At 39.4% G+C, this 14,054-nt stretch carries 20 protein-coding genes and 3 tRNA genes; 15 read left to right on the top strand and 8 right to left on the bottom strand.

Features of this window, described 5'->3' with window-relative positions:
- Window positions 1–11 precede the first annotated feature (11 nt).
- Window positions 12–1,070, bottom strand: a complete 1,059-nt coding sequence (rsgA, locus tag H5159_RS01065) for a small ribosomal subunit biogenesis GTPase RsgA (RefSeq protein WP_004336055.1) — start codon at window positions 1,068–1,070, stop codon at window positions 12–14.
- A 121-nt stretch (window positions 1,071–1,191) separates the two neighbouring features.
- Between rsgA and orn the strand changes: the two genes are divergently transcribed.
- From orn to H5159_RS01085, 4 genes are all read left to right on the top strand, one after another.
- Window positions 1,192–1,737: an oligoribonuclease gene (gene orn, locus H5159_RS01070; protein WP_004336052.1), complete on the top strand. Its 546-nt coding sequence runs from the start codon at window positions 1,192–1,194 to the stop codon at window positions 1,735–1,737.
- Between the two features lie 277 nt (window positions 1,738–2,014).
- Window positions 2,015–2,090 (top strand) — tRNA-Gly (locus H5159_RS01075).
- Window positions 2,091–2,133: 43 nt separating this feature from the next.
- A tRNA-Gly gene (locus H5159_RS01080) sits at window positions 2,134–2,209 on the top strand.
- A gap of 43 nt (window positions 2,210–2,252) precedes the next feature.
- Window positions 2,253–2,328 (top strand) — tRNA-Gly (locus H5159_RS01085).
- 234 nt (window positions 2,329–2,562) lie between these two features.
- Here the strand turns inward: H5159_RS01085 and H5159_RS01090 are convergent.
- From H5159_RS01090 to H5159_RS01100, 3 genes are all read right to left on the bottom strand, one after another.
- Window positions 2,563–2,991, bottom strand: a complete 429-nt coding sequence (locus H5159_RS01090) for a secondary thiamine-phosphate synthase enzyme YjbQ (RefSeq protein WP_024595808.1) — start codon at window positions 2,989–2,991, stop codon at window positions 2,563–2,565.
- Window positions 2,988–3,455, bottom strand: coding sequence for a chemotaxis protein CheX (locus H5159_RS01095; protein WP_024595807.1), 468 nt, complete (start codon window positions 3,453–3,455; stop codon window positions 2,988–2,990). The genes H5159_RS01090 and H5159_RS01095 overlap by 4 nt, the downstream gene beginning before the upstream one ends.
- Window positions 3,456–3,530: 75 nt before the next feature.
- Window positions 3,531–3,968, bottom strand: a complete 438-nt coding sequence (locus H5159_RS01100) for a transcriptional repressor (RefSeq protein WP_002957918.1) — start codon at window positions 3,966–3,968, stop codon at window positions 3,531–3,533.
- Window positions 3,969–4,063: 95 nt separating this feature from the next.
- On the opposite strand from H5159_RS01100, the gene H5159_RS01105 reads away from it, so the two are divergent.
- Window positions 4,064–4,684, top strand: coding sequence for a MarC family protein (locus tag H5159_RS01105; RefSeq protein WP_002957920.1), 621 nt, complete (start codon window positions 4,064–4,066; stop codon window positions 4,682–4,684).
- Between the two features lie 216 nt (window positions 4,685–4,900).
- Here H5159_RS01105 and H5159_RS01110 read toward each other — a convergent pair whose 3' ends face one another.
- A complete protein-coding gene (locus tag H5159_RS01110) occupies window positions 4,901–5,266 on the bottom strand; it encodes a LexA family transcriptional regulator (RefSeq protein WP_182779551.1) in 366 nt (121 codons plus the stop codon).
- A gap of 496 nt (window positions 5,267–5,762) precedes the next feature.
- Between H5159_RS01110 and H5159_RS01115 the strand changes: the two genes are divergently transcribed.
- Window positions 5,763–6,314: a hypothetical protein gene (locus tag H5159_RS01115; RefSeq protein WP_182779552.1), complete on the top strand. Its 552-nt coding sequence runs from the start codon at window positions 5,763–5,765 to the stop codon at window positions 6,312–6,314.
- On the top strand, window positions 6,315–6,659 hold the full coding sequence (locus H5159_RS01120; RefSeq protein WP_182779553.1) for a hypothetical protein: 345 nt from the start codon (window positions 6,315–6,317) through the stop codon (window positions 6,657–6,659).
- A 17-nt stretch (window positions 6,660–6,676) separates the two neighbouring features.
- Here the strand turns inward: H5159_RS01120 and H5159_RS01125 are convergent, their stop codons facing one another.
- A complete protein-coding gene (locus H5159_RS01125; protein WP_182779554.1) occupies window positions 6,677–7,486 on the bottom strand; it encodes a hypothetical protein in 810 nt (269 codons plus the stop codon).
- Window positions 7,487–7,516: 30 nt separating this feature from the next.
- Entirely contained in the window at window positions 7,517–7,702 is a 186-nt protein-coding gene (locus H5159_RS01130; RefSeq protein ID WP_182779555.1) for a hypothetical protein, read from the bottom strand.
- A gap of 367 nt (window positions 7,703–8,069) precedes the next feature.
- Here H5159_RS01130 and H5159_RS01135 point away from each other — a divergent pair, with 367 nt between their 5' ends.
- A complete protein-coding gene (locus H5159_RS01135) occupies window positions 8,070–8,765 on the top strand; it encodes a hypothetical protein (protein ID WP_182779556.1) in 696 nt (231 codons plus the stop codon).
- A 30-nt stretch (window positions 8,766–8,795) separates the two neighbouring features.
- Here the strand turns inward: H5159_RS01135 and H5159_RS01140 are convergent, their stop codons facing one another.
- A complete protein-coding gene (locus H5159_RS01140) occupies window positions 8,796–9,257 on the bottom strand; it encodes a helix-turn-helix domain-containing protein (RefSeq protein ID WP_182779557.1) in 462 nt (153 codons plus the stop codon).
- A gap of 155 nt (window positions 9,258–9,412) precedes the next feature.
- On the opposite strand from H5159_RS01140, the gene H5159_RS01145 reads away from it, so the two are divergent.
- The 7 genes from H5159_RS01145 to H5159_RS01175 are packed head-to-tail and all read left to right on the top strand — an operon-like array spanning window position 9,413 to window position 14,050.
- Window positions 9,413–9,700: an AlpA family phage regulatory protein gene (locus tag H5159_RS01145; protein WP_182779558.1), complete on the top strand. Its 288-nt coding sequence runs from the start codon at window positions 9,413–9,415 to the stop codon at window positions 9,698–9,700.
- Window positions 9,697–9,951: a pyocin activator PrtN family protein gene (locus H5159_RS01150; RefSeq protein ID WP_024608339.1), complete on the top strand. Its 255-nt coding sequence runs from the start codon at window positions 9,697–9,699 to the stop codon at window positions 9,949–9,951. The genes H5159_RS01145 and H5159_RS01150 overlap by 4 nt, the downstream gene beginning before the upstream one ends.
- A gap of 9 nt (window positions 9,952–9,960) precedes the next feature.
- Entirely contained in the window at window positions 9,961–10,239 is a 279-nt protein-coding gene (locus H5159_RS01155; protein WP_182779559.1) for a hypothetical protein, read from the top strand.
- Between the two features lie 2 nt (window positions 10,240–10,241).
- Window positions 10,242–10,646, top strand: coding sequence for a hypothetical protein (locus H5159_RS01160; protein ID WP_182779560.1), 405 nt, complete (start codon window positions 10,242–10,244; stop codon window positions 10,644–10,646).
- 9 nt (window positions 10,647–10,655) lie between these two features.
- Window positions 10,656–11,246, top strand: a complete 591-nt coding sequence (locus H5159_RS01165) for an SAM-dependent methyltransferase (RefSeq protein ID WP_182779561.1) — start codon at window positions 10,656–10,658, stop codon at window positions 11,244–11,246.
- Between the two features lie 32 nt (window positions 11,247–11,278).
- Entirely contained in the window at window positions 11,279–11,563 is a 285-nt protein-coding gene (locus H5159_RS01170; protein WP_182779562.1) for a hypothetical protein, read from the top strand.
- A complete protein-coding gene (locus H5159_RS01175; protein WP_182779563.1) occupies window positions 11,564–14,050 on the top strand; it encodes a replication endonuclease in 2,487 nt (828 codons plus the stop codon).
- Window positions 14,051–14,054: the final 4 nt, after the last annotated feature.

The following is a 14,054-nucleotide window of genomic DNA, read 5'->3' on the forward strand; positions in this document are numbered from 1 at the left end:
TTTATCCTAAATTATACGCGAGGCGCACGGGCGCCTGCACGGCCATCGGCCATTGTTTCTAAAATTCGGTGGTAGCTGTCAAAGCGCAATTGAGAAATTTTGCCATCTGCTACAGCTTCTTTAACTATACAGCCCGGATCGTTTAAATGTTTACAGTCTCTAAAGCGGCACCCGCCTATAAATTCTCTAAACTCTTTAAAGCACCAGGTTACACGCTCAACATCTAAATGCCATAAACCAAATTCGCGAATTCCTGGCGAGTCGATTAGGTTACCGCCACTTGGTAAATGGTGAAGGCGTGAAACAGTTGTTGTGTGCTGGCCTAGGCCGCTGTTTTCAGATACTTCTTTAGTTAATATTTCAGCGTTAGGTAATACAGTATTAACGAGGGTGGATTTACCCACACCACTTTGGCCAACAAAAATGTTATTTTTACCAACAAGTACTTCTTTTAATTCATCAATACCATTGCCCGATATATTACTAACAAGGAGTACTTGGTAATCAAGTTTACGATAGATATCGAGAACTTTTTGTATTTCGCTAAGACCTGCGTCATCAATTAAATCTATTTTATTGAGTACTAAAATTGGCTCAATACCCATATCTTCACAGGCTATTAAATAGCGGTCGATAATACTTGGGGTAAACTCAGGTAATACCGCCGATACCATGAGTATTTGATCAATGTTAGCCGCAATAACTTTTACGCCGTCGTAAAAGTCAGGGCGGGTAAGTTGCGAGCGACGCTCTTGCGTGGCTTCAATTACTCCGGCTAAATCACCTTCACTTACTTTGGCACGGCGAAACAATACCTCATCACCACACACTAAATTTGACACGGTACGTCGTATATTACAACGAAGTACATCGCCATTTTCAGTTTCGACATCGGCGTGTTGGCCAAAACGACTGATCACAATTGCGCTCTCGACCTGACCTAAATTATCGGTTTGCCACTCTTGCGCGCCTTTTTTAGCTGGTCTTGAGTCTGCGCTATTAATGCGCTTTTGGTGGTTGGCCTTGATCTGACGCGATTGGCCTTTACTTAATTTTTTCTGTTTTGCCACTGGAGGCCTATAACCTTAGTTAAATGTCGCTTTTCCTAAAAAAAGCTTTAGCTCGACGGTTGATGCTAATATGATATATCGAAATGCGTTGGATCTAAAGGAAAGCACCGCTTAGGTAATTATGACTATTAATAAATCAAATTTAATTTGGCTCGATCTTGAAATGACAGGACTCGAACCAGAGACCGATAAAATACTCGAAATTGCGACGGTTGTCACTGACGCAGACCTGAATATATTAGCTGAAGGGCCAACCATAGCTATTCATCAAAGTGATGAATTACTAAATGGTATGGACGAGTGGTGTACTACGCAGCATGGTAAGTCGGGTTTAACAGCGCGCTGTAAAGCAAGTACATTCGATGAAGAGTATGCCGTGGCACAAACGTTAGATTTTTTAAAACAGTGGGTGCCTGCAGGTGTATCACCAATGTGTGGTAATTCAATTGGGCAAGACCGCCGCTTTATGAATAAATACATGCGTGAACTTGAAGATTTTTTTCATTACCGCAATCTTGACGTGAGTACTATTAAAGAATTAGCACGTCGCTGGAAACCCGAAGTGCTTGCAAAAGTGAATAAAAAAGGCTCGCACCTTGCTTTGGATGACATTAAAGATTCGATTATGGAATTAAAAGTCTATAGAGAAAATTTCTTTAATTTGTAAAAAACACTTGCAAACACATCTGATTATTGTAGAATCCTGCCCCGCTCAAGACGATAACCCACGCGGGGTTAGTGTGTTTGAGTTGTTTTTATTGTGGTCGTTTTACATCCATAATTAAAATGCGGTACTAGCTCAGTTGCTAGAATGTTGAACGCGACCCGTCGCGCACCAACGTAAAATAACTGAAGAAATAAAAAATGCGGTACTAGCTCAGTTGCTAGAATGTTGAAAGCGACCTGTCGCGCACCAACGTAAAATAACTGAAGAAATAAAAAATGCGGTACTAGCTCAGTTGGTAGAGCGCGACCTTGCCAAGGTCGAGGTCACGAGTTCGAGCCTCGTGTACCGCTCCAATTTCTAACCAAAAGAAATTGTAGTGTTGAATGAAAATATAATGCGGTACTAGCTCAGTTGGTAGAGCGCGACCTTGCCAAGGTCGAGGTCACGAGTTCGAGCCTCGTGTACCGCTCCAATTTCTAACCAAAAGAAATTGTAGTGATAGTAAATTTAGTTATGCGGTACTAGCTCAGTTGGTAGAGCGCGACCTTGCCAAGGTCGAGGTCACGAGTTCGAGCCTCGTGTACCGCTCCAATCTTTTTATATCCTTTCAAAATTCTCTGTATTAAAAATCATAAATAAAATTATAATTTAAAATCTCTCTTATCTACTTTATTCTTTGTGCAATATTCAGCATTAAAGTTTTGGTTGTTAGAAATTATTACTTCGCGCGCCTAAGATTTACGTCTATAGAGTGGCGTATTTTGAATCTATGAGGGTATGGCTGAAGAAAAACAGAGGTTAACATTTTAAACCGAGAAGCTTGAGTTAAAAAAGCTCCCCCTGAATAGTTGCTATAACTCGTCTAGAGCCACCAGAATCACGATGTTCACCTAAATAAATACCTTGCCATGTACCTAACGCTAAATAACCATTTGAAATAGGAATACTTAACTCGCAGCCTAACGTACTGGTTTTTATGTGTGCAGGCATGTCGTCGTCACCTTCATAATCGTGGCGATAATAAGGCTGACGCTCAGGAACGAATTTATTGAAATGGCTCTCCATGTCCATACGAACAGTGGGGTCTGCATTTTCGTTTATTGTAAGGCTCGCTGAGGTATGCTGAATAAATAAATGCAACAAACCAACTTTATAACTCGCCAGTTCAGGCAGCTGAGACAATATTTCATCATCAATTATATGAAAACCTCGCGGGCGAGGCTTTAATGTAATTTGCTTTTGCTGCCAACTCATAGTTTATCGAAACTAACTTCAATGTTTGCATTACCAGCATCACAGCTAAATGGCATGATGATTTTTTTACCTTGGCTTTTGTGAGTAATTGTATGACCCTTACCCGATACCACAATAGGCGTTGCCATATCAAAGTCGAAGCCTTTCTCGCCAAGTAAATTTTTAGCACCACCTGTTACCATGTTGGTTATTTCGCCAACCATATCAGTAACTTCTTCATCTATAGCATCAGGGCGTTCGCCAAGCATACGCTCCATGATGGTTAATGCTAGTTCTTCATCAAATGTTATTGAAAATGATCCTCGCGTTTGCGGGCCAACCATCCCAATCAAACCTGATACATCACCACAGGCTATCTCATCAGTTTTAATGCGAGGTTTACCTGGCTTCAATTGAGTTTGAGCCATAGTGCTCAAAACATTAATTAAAGAAGATAAAAAAGGATTGATGAATTCTACATTCATAGTGGCTACTCTTAAATTTGTTCTGTGAAATGACTATATAGTTTGAGTATAGTCACTAAGGATAACTTTGAAGGATTATGATGCTCTGCAAGATTCACATTTACCATGTGCTTCTATTGTCTGCCCTGATACAACAAACCCACCTTCGGCAGCTAAATTATTTAGCTCATGCGAAATTACACTCGAGTGTAATTCTTTGACAAAACCACAGGTATCGCAAATTAACAATTGTACTGGGTGTATATGATCAAAATGATGACACAGCATAAATGCATTTGTGCTTTCAATTTTATGAATAAAACCTAGCTCAGCTAAAAAGTCTAATGCACGATAAATAGTTGCAGGTTTAGCACCCGTTTCAGTTATTTTTAATTGCTCAAGCAAATCGTATGCACCAACACCACCTTGTGCGCTGGCTAATAGGCGAAATACTTTCTCGCGGATAGGCGTAAAACGCGCGCCACGGTTGTCACAAACTTGTTTTGCTTTACTTACGAGTGATTCTATATTCATCATTACTCTTATCCTTATGCTACCGTGATATACTAACATACTGTGTTGTAGTTGCAGCGTTTTTATTAAGCGCTTTTTACCTAGGAAACCCAGTAATGCACGAACTATTAGCTATATTTATTTTCTTTTTTGCGGTTATTGACCCCATTGGTACTGTACCTGTATTTATTGCAGTCACACGTGGTGATGATGAGAAATTTAAACGTAAAGTTATATATAAAGCGGTAGGCGTATCTGCATTAGTGCTCTTATTTTTTGTACTTGCAGGTGAGCAATTACTTAACGCAATTGAAATCCCACTTTCGGCTTTTCAAATAGCCGGCGGAATCATATTACTTATTTTTGCGCTTTCAATGATATTTGGTGAAAGTAAACCTGAAGCCGAAATTAAAAGTGTGCGCGATAGTACTGAAACCGCTATTTTTCCGTTAGCGATTCCATCTATTGCGAGCCCAGGCGCTATGTTAGGCGCCGTATTAATGACTCGTAATGAAGAGTATACCTGGGTTGAGCAGTTACTAACGTCTTCAATGATGCTTGCTGTATTAGCGGTTGTACTGGTTTTGTTATTGCTTGCAACGCATGTACATAAATTAATTGGTGACAGTGGTGCAAGTATAATAAGTAGAATTATGGGGCTTATTTTAAGCTCGGTTGCGGTTACCAATATTTTAAATGGCATAGCCCATTATTTTGGCTTGCAGGTTTTCTCTTAACATTGATGCTCGCTAGGCTTTTGTGTAAAATGCAGCGCCTTTTAAGCTGTGCTTAATAACTTTAATACCCTGAGGTTTGCTTTGAATAAATGTACTTTGGATAGACGCTTTTCTGTGGCCCCAATGCTTGATTGGACTGATAAGTAAGCATTTAAAGGGTTTTGGTAGTGCGGGGGTGCCCATTGGGGGCTCAATATATCAGGCACCGAATTTCAGTCACCCTAACAAATTACTCGTTCTATGCAATCTAATCGACTGGCCAACAACACCTTCAACGTTGTATTCATCATGCTCAGTTATTTTTACCGCTGGGTGATCGGGGTTAGCAGATAACAGCCGGTTGTTTTTTAAGTCGGCTATTTTACAAACGAACAGTCCATTTAAAGCAGCTACGATTACATCGCCGTGTTTAACCGTTGCGGCCCTATCAATAATCAATAAATCCCCGCTGAAAATACCAACCCCTTCCATACTGTTGCCACTGGCACGGCCAATAAAAGTAGCGTCAGTTATAAGGCTATTATCTAAATCGCTTTCTAGCTCTTTTATGCCTGGGCCCACATCAACATTAGAATCAACCATCAAACAACCCTATTTATAAAAATAATTTAAATTAATTTTAGCCCTATTTAAGCCAATATTAAAAAAATGTTCGGAAGATTTTTTTAATTTCAACAAAATACGTAAGTTATTGCCACCTCTAAAAGTTAAGTCGATTTCGCCCAATTTTACACTACAAAATGGTGTAAATATTTACACCAATAAAGCCTTTTAAATCAATTTGTTCGAAAGTTTTAACTGGTTACTTATACAGTATTATTTATTGCTATTATCATTTTTATCATTACAATGAAATTGACTCCTAAACAGAGCTCTTTTAACAAAAAAAGGATTAAGTTATGAACAAGCAACACGTAAACGGAAAATCAGTACTTTTATCAGCGCAGGTAAGTGGTGGTGAAGATACTCAGGACAATGGCGGCGGTGGCGGTGGGGTAGAGCCACCAAAATTAAACTAAGCCAGCACAAATCATTAACCAGCATTATTGCTGGTTAATTACACCACCAAGGAAAACACATGATTGATTTTATAACTGCTACAGACTGGACAATAAGAGCGCTAGAAGTGCTTATTATTCTTTATTTGCTAGTAACGCTTAACAAGCACCGCCTGGCGTTATTTTTTGGTGGTAAAAGTAATTTAAAATCAATTGATGATCACACAATGCATTCATGCTTTATTGCTGCACTTACAGTGATGGTGTTTCACTTTGTAAGCTCAAGCCTAGCTCAATACATAATTACAATAGAAATGAGCAAGCTAGCACTAAGGCAGTTTTTTTACTTCACCATGTTTAGTTGCTCTATGGCATTTGTCATAGCGTTATTCTTTATGCATAACATTAGAGGTTGCACGTTCTCAACAACTGCGCGGCTTTGCTTATACCTTGCATTAGCTCAATCGGTTGTGCAACTAATACAATTTATCATGCGTGGCCTGCTAGATAGCAGCATGCTGTCACCCGCTTATAGCTTTAGTGTGGTGGCACTTAACCTATTATCGCTCGGCGTAGTTGCTATTTACCCAGCTAAAAAATTTACTGGCCTACTAACAAAAGAGGGAATTTAAATGCCGTTACTCATAGTTATGTTTATCTGTTTAACAATGGCCTTGTGTATAACTGGGGTCGCAATAGTGCGCGGCCAAAACACAACAGGCATAGAAACTGCGCTGAAACATAAAATAAAGCACTACATGCCAGAGGGAACAGTAGCCCAACAAGACGATTACGGTGTAGCCTACTCAATAGTAATGGACTTAGGTGCAGCAATAGAGCAGCCAGATAACTGGGATAAAATAGAATCGATTAGTGTAGGGCACAAGCGTGTAACCAACTTTAGAAACCAAGCACTTAAAAAGCCAACCAACTTACCACCCGCACAAGAACGTCCCATATTCAAACTTGTTAAATAACCCGCTAAGGCGGGTTATTAAATTAAGCCTACCCTCTTTAATAGTCCCTTTTCTTTTTTAGGCACTTCGTGTTTGTTAAATAAATCTTTGTAGCCAAAGTCATGCAGACTTGCAAAAGCAATTTCTCTAACAGGTATAGCAACTAAAAACTTATCTACATCAACGGTTCCTTCATTGTTAATTATATAATTTACTACAGGTATGTAGTCAGTAACAATTTCTAACCTTAGTTCTTCAGTGCATCTGTAGCCACTTTTCAAAGGTAAAACCATGATGTCATTTTGATTTTTTGCACCAGATATTATATATCCAATATAAACCTTTCTATTAGTAAGAGTAAAAGCAATGGGTAAACCATATTCACAGCTTTCAAAATATATTGACGTGAACTCAGGAGTGTCATCTGTATCAGATAATTTTCTAAAAGCTCCTCTATTTACAGTATCTAAGTCACTCCAAGTTATCAGCATTGCTAGTCGAGCAAGCATAAAGGGTATAAAAAAAGATAAATTAATAGCGAATATAGAAATCTGAGTGAAGTTTACAAACCAAACAGGAGGAGTAATTGAAGGAGCAATAGTTTTAAAAAAAATAGTAAGCGAAGAGGCCAAGATATTTGAGTTTAACACTTCATCATTATAAGAAAAAAAATATCCAAGTATTATGGCAGAAAGTAAAAACAGGCCTCCGCCTGTGGCTGCAGACGTAAAAAATGTATGATAACCATTAGATTTGTTAAATCGGATATAAGTAAAATGACATCTTTTTTGGTAAATGTAGCCAGCAATAGAAACTAGCAGAATAAAAACAATTGTAGGCTTGACCATAAAAATCCTTTTGATAAAAAAAAAGAGCTATTAAGCTCTTTTTTCTTCAGCAGACAATCTCAGTTGTCGCTTAACTTCTGTGCTATCTCTAAACGATTCCATATCAACTTTAAATGATAGGTTCTTACCAATTATCAATTTGATTTGATCATTTTTGCTTTCTTCTACACCAGGTGCAAAAATATTAGCAAGATAAATTCTTAATTGTTCCAACATAAAGCCTCCTTAGTAGATGCTAACAATGGACTTACACATTTATACAAATATACATTTGTTTAAATGTTTACCGTGTAATAAATATAACTGACGGTATCGTCACTTACAACAAAACTGTTGTTTTGAATTGCCGTGAATTGCCTTGAATTGCCGTGAATCGCCATGCGTAGCGCGCCAGCGCTACATAGAATATTTAGTTATATATCTCTGTGTTTTTAGTGGAAAAATATGAATTCAATACATTTTTAATACTTAACTAATACTTTTTTAATATTTATCGTATTCGATTATGGTTCACCTTGTTAAAACATGAACGATAAATTAATGTATATACCTACACATATTATGGAAAATAAAAGGAATAAATATGATCAAGGTCGGAACTTGGGTGCTCGGGGTGTTATCACTTATATCAGTAATAATGTATTTTGATTTAGGCGATCGTATATCAGGTGTAATTTGTATGTTTGCCGCTGGGTTTTTCTTCCCGCCAGTGCTTAACAAAATAAACAAAACAAACAAAGAAAAGGCCGAATCAAAGGGCAAAACACATAAAGACATAACCCAAAAATCAGCAGTTATATTTGGCATTATCCTATTGGCCATTGCTGCTATTTTAAGTAGCGGTAGTAATACTGAAACTAATAACAACACACAAAGCATACCTACAGAACAAACCCAAGAGCGCAAGCAGTTAAAACCAATAGATTTAATTTATCAATTAAAATCAAAAGTTGACGAGCTAGACTATTGGTTTAAAGGGTCATTCAAAGAGAGCGATAAGCTAAGATTTTATGACGTAAAAAAGAATTACGATAAACAGTTAGATGTTATCTGCAGCGACTTTGATAGGTTAGTAGAAAATACAGGCAATCTTAATAGTGAATATTATGATGAAGCACTCGCTTGCAGTAACTTTGAGTTAAGCCTTGTTCACGTAATTCAAAATTTAAATCACGGTACATATGCAGAAATACCAAAATTAAGACAGAAACTTGAACCAGCCTACCAAAACTTAAAGCAACAAGTAGATGAAGAAATAAAACGATTAAATAACAAGTAAATAATAAGCCCGCTAAATGCGGGCTTTTTATTATGCTGTTTTTTGGCTATTGGCGGGTTTGCTTGCGCGGGCGTCAATCACAGGCTTTAAGTCTTTTAGCAACAATTTACCGCAGTCGTTAATATCAATCTTTTTATCTGGGTTTACCCTAAACCAATCAAGATGAAAGAACATCATTAACGATTTAATTGAAGTATCAATAAATTGCTTTTCAAACTCTTCTTCATTTAATAAACCTTGCTCACTGATGAAATCACCTGGCGCAATTTGCCCAAGCTCAGGGTTTGTTTCATCTGTGAATAGCCACATAAAGTACATTTTTGTTTTTGGATGGTTAGCTATTTTCTTAATCGTGTTGCCGCTTGGCTCATTTCCTAACTCGTAACGCTTGTAACCACTAAGGCCAATATCGAGCATTTCAGCAAATTTAGCTTGTGAAAAACCCATTGATTCACGAATTAGTTTTAGTTTGATACCAATATTTGTTGACATGGTTTTAAATCGATCCTATATTTGGTTTGAGTTTGATACCAAAACTCATATATTGGTTTGTAATTTTAATTATCATTTAAAAAAATGAACTAATTTAAAAGATTAGCACATAAATGGTTCATTTAGGAACCAAAGAAAAATTCTTAGGGGTCAATATGGATACTGAAAAATACAGAAAAAACTTACAGGGTGAAATAGTTGGCCCTGATGAAAAGTTCTTAAAGCGCGATCAAGTAATGGAGATGTGCAGTATTTCACATTCGCATATTTACTACTTAATGAATAAAGGCATGTTTCCTAAGTCACAGCGAATTGCAAATTGTAGCGTTGTTTGGCTTGAGTCAGACATAAATTTATGGCGTTCAATGAACACTAAACATTTCTTTGCCGAGTACGGCGAGCAAATTAAGGCACAAAAATTAGGTGAAGGCGCAGCCGCATGAACATGACCTTTGCACTTTTAGCGATATACAACACCCCAGCGGTGCCGCTTAAAGACATTTGTGAGGAATATTTAGGCCTTAAGTTTAAAACAGCCGAACAAAAAGCAAAGGCAGCGCAGTTACCTATACCCACATTTAAAATTCGCGACTCAGAACGTGCACCCACAATGGTAAACGTAAACGACCTAGGTGCGTATTTACAGGCCCGTTACGACGCAGCCCAAAAAGAATGGCAAAGCGTTAATAACTAGGAGCAAACAATGAGCACATATCAAGTATTTGACCAAAACACGTATAACGCATTACCTAACTTAGCTGCCAAAGCTGAGTATTTACTTACGTGCCAAATAAGCACCAAAGAAGCCGTTAATTGTAAATCAGTTGAATTTGAACCGTGCTTACAAGCCTTTATTGGCGAGTTGCCATTACCTATTTACTGCCACGGAAACGAAAACCAAACCATACAGCAAGCCGTGTACTGGTTAAAAACGCACGCACTATCGCAGCCAAAACCACAACAGCAAACACAAGGAGTATAACCATGGCTAACGCACTTATTAAACAAATTGATAACGCACAACCAGCCCCACTAAAAGCGGTAAAAGGGCGCCACATACCAAAAGGCCTTGCTGAAATAAAAGCGCTAATGAGCGATAGAACGCGCACACCTGGTTATTTATTCAATGCCGTTTTAACTGATCAACAACGAAAATTAGTGTGTATTGCTGCAGGACTTAAACAACGCCATATAGAAATGAGCTTTTATCAATTTAATTTGCAAGAGCGTGATGCAGTGCGCAAAGGCATTTTAGCACTGCAAGACATTGTTGCCGCTTTTACAGATGCAAACTTACTTGGCCGTGAAAACTTCGAAAGGACCCCGCCTAAGTTTGATGTTCTTCCGCATTTAGTTGAACAGTCAAAAACTGATTCACAAACACACTAAGGATTGATCATGAGCTCAACTAATCGCGGAACCCAGCGCAATGCAGATGATTACTACGTAACACCGCATTGGTTAATTGAAGATTTTTTAGCAGCGTTTAGCGAAAACTGCCGCTTTAATTTTGACGAACAAGCATACCCGTTAATGTTAGACCCAAGCGCAGGCGGCTGCGACAAGTACGAAATGAGCTACCCAACCGTACTAGAAAAACACGGCTTTACTGTAGAAAGCTGGGATATTCGCGAAGACTCACGCGCTAATTTAAAAGGTGTTAATTTTTTAAACGTGCCCAGCGCTTTATTGCCGAAATACGACATGCTCATCACAAACCCACCGTTTAACGTAGCACAAGAATTTACAGAACATGCGCTTGAAATGGTTAAAGAGGGCGGTTTAGTAATTATGCTGCAACGCCTTAATTGGTTAGGTAGCCAAAAGCGAAAACCTATGTGGCAAAAACTACCATTAGCCGCCGTTTATGTTCATAGTAAACGCCCAGGCTTTGACCCACAAAAACCAAGTAAAACAGATTCAACCGAATACGCCCACTTTGTATTTTGCAAAGGCCATGAACTGGCCTCTGAACTTTTCGTAATTTAACACCCAAAAACAACACCCAAAGGACTACTAAAATGAACACAATCAAAGACCAAGATCTATCTAAAAATCAGCTATTAGTTAAAAACATTGTTGAGCATGCGGTAGACCAAGCCAACTTTACTATTAAAAATTTAGGCAAGCGCTCTACCGTTGCCATGCTAATGGAGTGCGAAAACTGCCTAACTGACTTTATGCCAGTGGTCAAACTTATTGCTGATGACTACATTGAATACGCGCCAATTTACGACCAAATGTGCGCCGCAATTGATGCCGTTCAAATAGGTGAAGATTTAGTTGAAATAGAGTTTGCCGAATAAATGGCTAACCCTAAGCGACTCGACCTACAAGCCCTTAGACTATCTGGTATAGCTAAGGGTTTAATTTCGTCTATTAGCGATATTGACGACCGCAACTTTTTAGCGCGTGGCCTGCAAAATGTGCCAGTGCCTTTACAAAGTCGTATGGCCCGTAAATACATAGACCGCTATAACCAAAAAAAGGCGGGTAGCCAATACCGTGCTAATACATGGTTACGCCGCACCATTGCCCGTTTAAAACCGCGCTTTGGCGTACTGTTTAGTATTACTCAAAATATGCCATTGCCATGGCATATTTTAAGCAGTATTGAAAAAACCAAAAAACACGCAGGCACACTCGCTATGGAGTGCGTGCAAATAACGCTTGATGTAAGCGAAGAAAACCAACACCTACCGTACGAAAAAATAATATCGCTAACCTACGATGCAATAGCCACGCATGCCAAAGCCTTAGGTGCTAATGTGCCATTTTACACCATGCGCGACGACAACTTGCCAACCGAGTGTTACGAAATAGCACTGCTAAAAATGCAGTGTGATAGGTGGTGGGCTCGCCAATTAAAAACTATTCGCCGCCAGTTTTTAGAGTTACTAGAAATTGCCACAGGCCAAGTAGGCAAAGATTTATACCACGATAAAAAAAGCAAAAAGTTTAAACGCCGTGGCATTAGCCCTTACTCGTCAAAACAAGCACAGCGCGAATTTAACTTTGCCCAAGCCAGTGGCCGTCAGTTCCTAGAAATGATGGAACTGCAAAGCAGCGACGGCGACGTAATAAGTTTAATAGAAGCAGTAAAAAGCGGCATGGCAAACCCTGCCAACCGCCGAAACGAGTTAATGTTACGCATACGCGAAACCGAAGAGCTAGCCGACGAAATGGGCTATGTAGGTGTGTTTTACACTATTACGTGCCCGTCACGTTTTCATGCAAACTCAAGTAAATGGCACGGCGAAACCCCAAAAGATGCACAAAACTACTTAACGCAAACATGGGCGCGTGCCCGTTCTAAGTTAAACCGCCGTGGCCTTAAATACTTTGGTGTGCGTGTAGTTGAGCCTCATGCTGACGGTTGCCCGCATTGGCACATGATGCTGTTTATGCCAAAAAATAAACTGCAAGAAGTGAATGCTATTTTGCGTTGGTACTTTATTCAAGAAGATAAAACAGAGCTTTACGATTATTACGGCCCTGTGCAAACCCGCGCAAAAGTAGTAAACGAATGGGTAGATATAAACACCCATGGCGTACACATTAAAACCGTCGAAAAATGCGTGAGCTATCGCGCAGGCACTAAAAAAAGTGAGCTGTTTAAAACTTACAAACAAAAGCGCCGCGAGTGGGGCCTAAAAAAAAGCCAAGGCAAAAAAGCCAAAGCGCCTAGTAAATTTTATCGTACTTTTAGCCCTCGCTTTGACGCCATAAAAATGGATAAAAGTAAGGGCAGCGCAGCCAGCTACATTGCTAAATACATCAGTAAAAATATTGATGGCTACCAATTAAGCGACCATGAAGATGCCGAAACAGGCGAAAACCTGCAAGAGCAAGCTAACCCTGTTTTAGCCTGGGCTAGTACATGGAACATTCGCCAGTTTCAATTTCAGGGCTCACCAAGCGTCACCGTGTATCGTGAATTGCGCCGCATGCCTAAGGGCAAAACAATAAGTGACGAAACCATAGAGCCTATTCGCCACGCTGCAGATACCGCGAACTGGAAAGACTACGTAAAACTCCAAGGCGGTATGTGTATAGGCCGTGCTGCTAATTTCAAATCAATGTACGAAGACACACAAATGGGCAACGACTACGCCGAAGTAGTACGCCGCATAAAAGGCATTGTTACCAATGTGAGTATTGAATCAAAGCTTCATCGCATGATTAACAATGTTTATAACGTTACCATTGAAACGAGCCTTAAAACTCGCCTAGTAGAATGGACAAGGCAACTGAAAGGCACAGCCGAAAAACTCAATGCTAAGGATAACACCAACGTCGGCGCAGCCGACCTATCTTGGACTAGTGGTAATAACTGTACGCCTATAGCCGCAGGGTCTAGGGCTGAGTTGTTACTCGATATGATGGGCACCTCAAAAAGTGACGTTGATGAAGTAATAAAGGATCTAAATAGCGGAAAAAGGATCAGCCGAAATGGTCAAATTTACCAAATACGAGACGGCCAACTTCAAGTTTTAAATGTTGATGAGCAAATAAAGCATGATCAGCGCTTAGCTATTGAGTCATTGGCTAAAACATATTCACAAAAAGCAGGTAGCTGGCACATAACTGAAGCCCATTGGCAACAAGCCCGCGAGTATGTAGAGCTTGCTTATAAATACGCGCAGCTTGACGGGCGCAACACACCAAATAATACCCATATACAAAACGGTCTAGTCACTATTGGCGACTGGGACCTAGTTACTTTAGTAAAACAAGGCAGCGCATCAGCAATCAGCGATAACGATTGGTGGGCACTGGATTTAATGGCGTAGGGTG

It is taken from the genome of Pseudoalteromonas sp. SG43-1 (assembly GCF_014164415.1).
Taxonomy (GTDB): domain Bacteria; phylum Pseudomonadota; class Gammaproteobacteria; order Enterobacterales; family Alteromonadaceae; genus Pseudoalteromonas; species Pseudoalteromonas distincta.

Bases quoted from the DNA above. Each gene is read 5' to 3' on its own strand.
- orn (WP_004336052.1), top strand. From the start codon at position 1,192: ATGACTATTAATAAATCAAATTTAATTTGGCTCGATCTTGAAATGACA.
- H5159_RS01090 (WP_024595808.1), bottom strand. From the start codon at position 2,991: ATGAGTTGGCAGCAAAAGCAAATTACATTAAAGCCTCGCCCGCGAGGT.
- H5159_RS01095 (WP_024595807.1), bottom strand. From the start codon at position 3,455: ATGAATGTAGAATTCATCAATCCTTTTTTATCTTCTTTAATTAATGTT.
- H5159_RS01100 (WP_002957918.1), bottom strand. From the start codon at position 3,968: ATGAATATAGAATCACTCGTAAGTAAAGCAAAACAAGTTTGTGACAAC.
- H5159_RS01105 (WP_002957920.1), top strand. From the start codon at position 4,064: ATGCACGAACTATTAGCTATATTTATTTTCTTTTTTGCGGTTATTGAC.
- H5159_RS01110 (WP_182779551.1), bottom strand. From the start codon at position 5,266: ATGGTTGATTCTAATGTTGATGTGGGCCCAGGCATAAAAGAGCTAGAA.
- H5159_RS01115 (WP_182779552.1), top strand. From the start codon at position 5,763: ATGATTGATTTTATAACTGCTACAGACTGGACAATAAGAGCGCTAGAA.
- H5159_RS01120 (WP_182779553.1), top strand. From the start codon at position 6,315: ATGCCGTTACTCATAGTTATGTTTATCTGTTTAACAATGGCCTTGTGT.
- H5159_RS01125 (WP_182779554.1), bottom strand. From the start codon at position 7,486: ATGGTCAAGCCTACAATTGTTTTTATTCTGCTAGTTTCTATTGCTGGC.
- H5159_RS01130 (WP_182779555.1), bottom strand. From the start codon at position 7,702: ATGTTGGAACAATTAAGAATTTATCTTGCTAATATTTTTGCACCTGGT.
- H5159_RS01135 (WP_182779556.1), top strand. From the start codon at position 8,070: ATGATCAAGGTCGGAACTTGGGTGCTCGGGGTGTTATCACTTATATCA.
- H5159_RS01140 (WP_182779557.1), bottom strand. From the start codon at position 9,257: ATGTCAACAAATATTGGTATCAAACTAAAACTAATTCGTGAATCAATG.
- H5159_RS01145 (WP_182779558.1), top strand. From the start codon at position 9,413: ATGGATACTGAAAAATACAGAAAAAACTTACAGGGTGAAATAGTTGGC.
- H5159_RS01150 (WP_024608339.1), top strand. From the start codon at position 9,697: ATGAACATGACCTTTGCACTTTTAGCGATATACAACACCCCAGCGGTG.
- H5159_RS01155 (WP_182779559.1), top strand. From the start codon at position 9,961: ATGAGCACATATCAAGTATTTGACCAAAACACGTATAACGCATTACCT.
- H5159_RS01160 (WP_182779560.1), top strand. From the start codon at position 10,242: ATGGCTAACGCACTTATTAAACAAATTGATAACGCACAACCAGCCCCA.
- H5159_RS01165 (WP_182779561.1), top strand. From the start codon at position 10,656: ATGAGCTCAACTAATCGCGGAACCCAGCGCAATGCAGATGATTACTAC.
- H5159_RS01170 (WP_182779562.1), top strand. From the start codon at position 11,279: ATGAACACAATCAAAGACCAAGATCTATCTAAAAATCAGCTATTAGTT.
- H5159_RS01175 (WP_182779563.1), top strand. From the start codon at position 11,564: ATGGCTAACCCTAAGCGACTCGACCTACAAGCCCTTAGACTATCTGGT.